Below are 6780 nucleotides of genomic sequence, written 5' to 3'. Positions count from 1 at the left end.
GCCCTGGTCAGCTTCGCTCCAGTTGATGGCTTTCATCTTGACCAGATCGATAACGCCCTTGAAGTTCTCTTCTGAACCGATGTTCAGTTGCAGCGGAACCGGGTTACCTTTCAGGCGGGTCTTGATGTGCTCAACGCAGCGCAGATAGTTGGCGCCAGTACGGTCCATCTTGTTGACGAACGCGATACGGGGAACCTTGTACTTGTTAGCCTGACGCCATACGGTCTCAGACTGTGGCTGTACGCCACCTACGGCACAGTACACCATCACGGCACCGTCCAGAACACGCATTGAACGCTCTACTTCGATAGTAAAGTCAACGTGGCCCGGGGTATCGATGATGTTGATACGGTGCGGTTGGAACTGTTTGCCCATACCGGACCAGAATGCGGTGGTCGCGGCGGAGGTGATAGTGATACCACGCTCTTGTTCCTGTTCCATCCAGTCCATGGTGGCGGCGCCATCGTGAACTTCACCGATCTTGTGACTTACACCGGTATAAAACAGAACGCGCTCGGTAGTGGTAGTCTTACCGGCGTCGATGTGAGCAGAGATACCGATGTTACGATAACGCTCAATGGGGGTTGTACGAGCCATTGTCATCCTCTTACTAGGAGCGTGCCCCTAGATAACTGAAGGTGCGCAGAGCCAAAAGACCCTGCGCAAGCGGATTACCAGCGGAAGTGAGCGAAGGCCTTGTTCGCTTCAGCCATACGGTGAACGTCTTCACGTTTCTTGACAGACGAACCCTTATTGTCAGCGGCATCCAGCAGCTCGCCAGCCAAACGCTGAGCCATTGATTTTTCACCACGTTTACGAGCGGCATCAACCAACCAGCGCATTGCCAGGGCATTGCGACGGACCGGACGAACTTCTACCGGTACCTGATAAGTTGCACCACCGACACGACGAGATTTAACCTCGACGGACGGACGGATGTTGTCCAGAGCGACTTCGAACAGGGCCAGGTGCTCTTTGCCAGATTTGGTGGCAATGATGTCCAGGGCGCCATATACGATGGCTTCTGCAACAGATTTCTTACCGTCAACCATTACTACGTTGACAAATTTAGCCAGCAGCTCTGATCCGAACTTAGGATCCGGCAGGATTTTACGCTGACCAACAACACGACGTCTTGGCATTTCAAATTCTCCGTAACTTCAGGGATTACCCAAAACTAGAAAGTTATCTAACTAGAAACGAATTAACGTTTGGCCTTACTTAACGGAGAACCATTAAGCTTTAGGACGCTTCACGCCATACTTGGAGCGAGCCTGCTTACGGTCTTTAACACCGGCACAGTCCAACGCACCACGAACGGTGTGATAACGAACACCTGGCAAATCCTTGACACGACCGCCACGGATCAGAACAACGGAGTGCTCCTGCAGGTTGTGACCTTCACCGCCGATGTAGGAGGTGACTTCGAAGCCGTTGGTCAGACGTACACGGCACACTTTACGCAGTGCAGAGTTAGGCTTCTTCGGGGTGGTGGTATATACACGAGTGCATACGCCACGCTTCTGAGGGCACGCTTCCAGCGCCGGCACGTTGCTTTTTACAACGAGCTTGATGCGTGGCTTGCGAACCAACTGGTTAATAGTTGCCATCAAAAGGCTCCTGATAATGACTTCATAAACGTGTGAAAAATCCTCCCCGCAGATACGGGGACGCGAAATTTTATGCCCTGTTGTCTGGGGAGTCAAGATTTATACAATTCGTACGGCCAAAGGGCAAATGACATCCTGACAGGAGTGTGGTAACCATCTGAGCTACCGAGTAAAAATAGAAACTAGCCAGCCCAGGTCTGTGGTGATCCCTGCTCGGCGATCAGCGCGATCAGGCCGGCCATATCGAGCTCCATCCCGATCCGGCCCTGCAATCCCCGCGCCTTCAGGTCTTCTTCCATCACATAGAGCGGGATCCCGGCCAGACGCGCGCACCATTGCGGGGCCATTGCCGCCACCACGGCGTCCTGCATCAGCACCAACACATCCTCGGCATCACGATAACGCAGCGCCTGCTCCAGATCCTGGCTTTGGAAGGGAGAGTTCAATACCAGCTGTATCATGGGCACCTCAGAAGCTGATGTGGGTTGTACAACCGTTCCACTGATGGCGGATCTCGGCAGGTGACAAAACCGTCACGGGGATCAGCAGAGCCGAGGCTGTCAGGCCCCGCTCTGCCAGGGACGCCGCACAGACATAGACCTCTTCGATATCGTACAGTTCCAACATCTTGAAGGTCGGCGCGTAGTGGCGCTGCAATATCCCCTGTGGTGACTGCTCCCTGACCAGTTGCAACACCCCGTCCCCGATCAGGAACAGGGCCAGAGATTCGGTCAATGCCGAGGTCGCCAGCAAGGCATCAAGGCCTTCCCGACCATTCGCCGTGCCGTGGGGACCCCGTCGACAGATAAAGGCAATCTTGCTCATCGAGCCTCCCTAGAACTGGACGAAGCGATCGGCAGTCAGGCTGGCCTCGGCCAGCTGCCCCAATCCACTCAGGCGAAACGGCGGCTGCAGATTGAACTGGGTCTTGCCGACCCCTTTCGCCTCGGTTTCATCGAGCACACCGCGCCGCATGGCGGCCGCGACACAGACATCGATGGCAATGCCTTGCGCCAGCGCCAGCTCACGCCACAGCGCCACCAGGTCGGTCTCATCGGAGGCAGGAGCATGCAAGCTACTGCCGTTATGAACCCCATCCTGATAGAAGAACAGGTGAGACAGGCGATGCCCCTGGTCGATGAGGCTCAGGGCGAAGCGATAAGCGGTGCTGGCCGTCTGGGTGCCATAGGCGGGCCCGGTCACCAGCAGGGCAAAACTCAGACTCATATCCGGGCTCCTGCACAGGTTTTCATCCATTCTACCCCAAAGACGAAAAAGCCCCTCCAAAGAGGGGCTCTTCCTGTCACCCTGGATCAGACGTAGGCGATGGCTTCGACTTCGACCAATACATCCTTGGGCAGACGCGCTACTTCCACGCAGGAGCGTGCTGGTGCGGCTTCACCGAAGTAGCGGGCATACACCTGATTGAAGGCCACGAAGTTGTTCATGTCGCTCAGGAAGCAGGTGGTCTTGAGAACCTTGCCAGTATCGGCACCGGCCGCCTTCAATACTGCAACCAGGTTCTTCATCACCTGCTCGGCCTGCGCCTCGATGCCACCGGCGACGATATCCATGGTGGCGGGATCGAGCGGGATCTGTCCGGAGGTAAAGACCAGCTCACCCAGCTTGGTGGCCTGTACATAGGGGCCAATCGCGGCGGGAGCCTTGTCGGTTGCAATCACTTCTTTAGCCATTCTTATCTATCCCCTTCTATGGCGCTTATTCGCTCTCTTCTTCACCCTGCTTGCGCTGTCGGATATAGAGATACACGGTATGTTTGGAAATATTCAGCTTGTCGGCGACCAGGTTGATCGAATCCTTGATGTCAAATATGCCCTTCTCGAACAGCTGGGTCACGATAAAACGGTTCTTGGCATTGTTCGCCACGGACGGATCGCGGTTGATCTCGTCGATGGTGTTGTCCACCGTCTGGGCGACCAGCTCTTCAACGCTGTTGGCGAAGGTCTCCGGCGACTGACGCTCCACTTGCTGCGGCGTCGGGAAGAATTCGGCCACGAACTCGTGGAAGGGCGCATTGATGTGCAAGTTGATGCAGATAAGGCCGATCACCTGCTTGTCGCCATTGCGGATGGCGATGGTGCTCGACTTCATCAGGGCGCCGGTACGGCTGCGGGCGAAGTAACTCTGGGTGTAATCCTGGCCCGTACTCTCGATGTCTTTCAGCATCCGCAGGGCCAGATCGGTGATCGGTGCCCCCAGAGTCCGGCCCGTGTTGAAGCCGTTCGCTATCTTGATCACCGACTCGTGCAAATTCTCCAGGGAGTGCAGCACCACTTCGCAGTGCTTGCCGAACAGTTCGGCCAGACCCTCGATGAGGCCCTCATAAGAGCGCAACAACTCCCTGTCTTCGTCTGTAAAAGCGCGACCGCTCAGCTGCTCTTCGGGAAGCAGCACCTCCTCGATACCGACCGCCATGTTCTACCCCTGTAATAACCATTCAACTTTCCCGAGTTTTCAATTGCGGGGGATCAATGTCAACTTTTTTTGATTTTTTGCTCTATAAGCTTGCACTGGATCATCCCCTGCCCCAGCCCGGTGCAGGGATTTTACCCTGCCGCAGACAAAAAAAGGGCCCCTTCAAGGGGCCCTTTCTCATCACTGCAGCGGAAGATTACTCTTCGTCAAAACTGCCGGCTGCGTTGAGCAGATCCGCCAGATTTTGCTGAGCCTCATCGGCAGTCACCTGCGGCACACCGACAGCACGAGCTGCGGCGGCACGCTGGTTGATCCGGGTGTGGTGGTAGGCAAAGCCGGTACCAGCCGGGATCAGACGACCCACGATTACGTTCTCTTTCAGGCCACGCAGTTCATCACGCTTGCCGCCAACGGCCGCTTCGGTCAGAACCCGGGTGGTTTCCTGGAAGGAAGCCGCGGAGATGAAGGACTCGGTGCTCAGAGATGCCTTGGTAATACCCATCAGGATGTGACGGTAGGTGGCCGGAGTCTTACCTTCGGCAACCAGCTTACGGTTGGCAATCTTCACACGGGCCACTTCAACCTGCTCGCCTTCGATCAGGTCGGTGTCGCCAGCGCTCAGGATCTCGCACTTACGCAGCATCTGACGAACGATGACTTCGATGTGCTTGTCGTTGATCTTAACGCCTTGCAGACGGTAAACGTCCTGCACTTCGTTGGCGATGTAGTTGGCGACCGGGCTGATACCGCGCAGACGCAGGATGTCGTGAGCAGACTCAGGACCGTCCGCCAGCACTTCACCCTTCTCAACTTTTTCACCTTCGAACACGTTAAGGTGACGCCACTTCGGAATCATCTCTTCGTAGATGTCGCCACCGTCGGTCGGGGTGATGACCAGACGGCGTTTGCCCTTGGTCTCTTTCCCGAAGGAGATGGTACCGGAGATCTCGGCCAGGATAGCCGGTTCCTTCGGTTGACGTGCTTCGAACAGATCCGCAACGCGCGGCAGACCACCGGTGATGTCCTTGGTACCGCTGGATTCTTGCGGGATACGCGCAACCGCGTCACCCACACCCACGTTGGCACCATCTTCCAGGTTCACGATCGCCTTGCCCGGCAGGAAGTACTGGGCGGCTACATCGGTACCCGGGATCATGACATCCTTACCGTTCAGGTCGACCAGTTTCACGGTCGGACGCATCTCTTTACCGGCACTCGGACGCTCGTTGACATCCAGCACGACGATAGAGGAGAGACCGGTCAGCTCGTCGGTCTGACGAGTGATGGTCACGCCTTCGATCATGTGCTCGAAGTCCAGACGACCTGCTACTTCGGTGATGATCGGGTGAGTGTGCGGATCCCAGTTGGCGACGGTGTCACCGGTGCTCACGGCCTGGCCATCCTTCACTTCCAACACGGAACCGTAAGGCAGCTTGTGGCTTTCCTTGGTACGGCCCATCTCGTCCATGATGGTCAGTTCGGTAGAACGGGAGGTGATAACCAGCTTGTCGGCACTGTTGGTAACGAACTTGGCGTTCTGCAGCTTGATGCTACCGGTGTTCTTGACCTGGATGCTGCTCTCGGCAGCAGCTCGGGATGCGGCACCACCGATGTGGAAGGTACGCATCGTCAGCTGGGTACCCGGTTCACCGATGGACTGGGCGGCGATAACACCGACAGCCTCACCCTTGTTCACCAGGTGACCACGGGCCAGATCACGGCCGTAGCAGTGAGCACAGTTACCGAAGTCGGTCTCACAGGTGATGGCAGAACGTACCTTCACGCGGTCGACGGAGTTGCGCTCCAGCAGGTCACACAGATACTCGTCGAGCAGAGTGTTACGCGCTACCAGCACTTCTTCTTCGGTACCCGGCTTGATCACGTCTTCGGCGACCACACGGCCCAGCACGCGCTCACGCAGCGGCTCGACCACGTCACCACCCTCGATCAGCGGAGTCATCCACAGACCTTCGGTAGTACCGCAATCGTCCTCGGTGATCACCATGTCCTGTGCCACGTCAACCAGACGACGGGTCAGGTAACCAGAGTTCGCCGTCTTCAGTGCGGTATCCGCCAGACCTTTACGAGCACCGTGAGTGGAGATGAAGTACTGCAGTACGTTCAGACCTTCACGGAAGTTCGCCACGATCGGCGTTTCGATGATGGAGCCATCCGGCTTGGCCATCAGGCCACGCATACCGGCCAGCTGACGGATCTGGGCGGCGGAACCCCGTGCACCAGAGTCGGCCATCATGAAGATGCTGTTGAACGAGGCTTGCTCTTCCTCTTCCCCTAAGGAGTTGACGTTCCGCTCCTTGGAGAGGTTATCCATCATGGCCTTGGAGACGCGATCGTTCGCGCTGGCCCAGATATCGATAACCTTGTTGTAGCGTTCGCCCGCAGTCACCAAACCGGACAGGAACTGGTCCTGGATCTCGGCAACTTCGGCTTCGGCAGCAGCAACGATGTCTTTCTTGGCATCCGGGATGACCATGTCATCGATACCAACGGAAGCACCGGACAGGGCCGCATAATGGAAACCGGTATACATCAGCTGGTCAGCGAAGATGACGGTGTCCTTCAGGCCCTGCTTGCGATAGCAGGTGTTCAGCAGACGAGAGATGAGCTTCTTGCCCAGCGCCTTGTTGGAGACGCACTTGATCCAGTTCTGCGGATTGGCAGCCAGATCCGCTTCTTCGGCAGCGGTCAGCACCTTGGGCTCGTCGATCAGCGC

General features: G+C 56.8%; 9 protein-coding genes. All 9 read right to left on the bottom strand.

Annotated elements, in window-relative coordinates; genetic code table 11:
* A partial coding sequence (locus LG30_RS0105940) for a GTP-binding protein (protein WP_033129802.1) occupies window positions 1-597 on the bottom strand: 597 nt, incomplete at its 3' end.
* Window positions 598-671: 74 nt separating this feature from the next.
* Entirely contained in the window at window positions 672-1142 is a 471-nt protein-coding gene (gene rpsG / locus LG30_RS0105935; protein ID WP_033129801.1) for a 30S ribosomal protein S7, read from the bottom strand.
* Between the two features lie 93 nt (window positions 1143-1235).
* Window positions 1236-1610 carry a 30S ribosomal protein S12 gene (gene rpsL / locus LG30_RS21360; protein ID WP_005306278.1) on the bottom strand — a complete coding sequence of 125 codons (375 nt, stop codon included), beginning with the start codon at window positions 1608-1610 and terminating at the stop codon, window positions 1236-1238.
* A 182-nt stretch (window positions 1611-1792) separates the two neighbouring features.
* Entirely contained in the window at window positions 1793-2071 is a 279-nt protein-coding gene (gene tusB, locus LG30_RS0105925; protein WP_033129803.1) for a sulfurtransferase complex subunit TusB, read from the bottom strand.
* Between the two features lie 7 nt (window positions 2072-2078).
* Entirely contained in the window at window positions 2079-2435 is a 357-nt protein-coding gene (tusC, locus tag LG30_RS0105920) for a sulfurtransferase complex subunit TusC (RefSeq protein ID WP_033129800.1), read from the bottom strand.
* Window positions 2436-2444: 9 nt separating this feature from the next.
* Window positions 2445-2837 carry a sulfurtransferase complex subunit TusD gene (gene tusD, locus LG30_RS0105915; RefSeq protein WP_033129799.1) on the bottom strand — a complete coding sequence of 131 codons (393 nt, stop codon included), beginning with the start codon at window positions 2835-2837 and terminating at the stop codon, window positions 2445-2447.
* Between the two features lie 86 nt (window positions 2838-2923).
* The gene (locus LG30_RS0105910) at window positions 2924-3304 is read right to left on the bottom strand and encodes a RidA family protein (RefSeq protein ID WP_033129798.1); all 381 of its coding nucleotides are present in this window, start codon (window positions 3302-3304) and stop codon (window positions 2924-2926) included.
* A gap of 25 nt (window positions 3305-3329) precedes the next feature.
* Window positions 3330-4046 (bottom strand): helix-turn-helix transcriptional regulator, encoded by a 717-nt coding sequence (locus LG30_RS0105905; RefSeq protein WP_033129797.1) that lies wholly within the window; start codon window positions 4044-4046, stop codon window positions 3330-3332.
* A 196-nt stretch (window positions 4047-4242) separates the two neighbouring features.
* On the bottom strand, window positions 4243-6780 hold a 2538-nt coding region (locus LG30_RS0105900; RefSeq protein WP_033129796.1), incomplete at its 5' end, for a DNA-directed RNA polymerase subunit beta'.

This window comes from Aeromonas aquatica, assembly GCF_000764655.1.
In the GTDB taxonomy this organism is placed as follows: Bacteria; Pseudomonadota; Gammaproteobacteria; order Enterobacterales; family Aeromonadaceae; genus Aeromonas; species Aeromonas aquatica.
The sequence above is the reverse complement of the archived record's forward strand: the minus strand, read 5'-3'. Positions and strand labels throughout refer to the sequence as shown.

Coding starts and splice junctions, on each gene's coding strand:
- rpsL (WP_005306278.1), bottom strand. CDS start 1,610: ATGGCAACTATTAACCAGTTGGTTCGCAAGCCACGCATCAAGCTCGTT.
- LG30_RS0105910 (WP_033129798.1), bottom strand. CDS start 3,304: ATGGCTAAAGAAGTGATTGCAACCGACAAGGCTCCCGCCGCGATTGGC.
- tusC (WP_033129800.1), bottom strand. CDS start 2,435: ATGAGCAAGATTGCCTTTATCTGTCGACGGGGTCCCCACGGCACGGCG.
- rpsG (WP_033129801.1), bottom strand. CDS start 1,142: ATGCCAAGACGTCGTGTTGTTGGTCAGCGTAAAATCCTGCCGGATCCT.
- tusD (WP_033129799.1), bottom strand. CDS start 2,837: ATGAGTCTGAGTTTTGCCCTGCTGGTGACCGGGCCCGCCTATGGCACC.
- tusB (WP_033129803.1), bottom strand. CDS start 2,071: ATGATACAGCTGGTATTGAACTCTCCCTTCCAAAGCCAGGATCTGGAG.
- LG30_RS0105905 (WP_033129797.1), bottom strand. CDS start 4,046: ATGGCGGTCGGTATCGAGGAGGTGCTGCTTCCCGAAGAGCAGCTGAGC.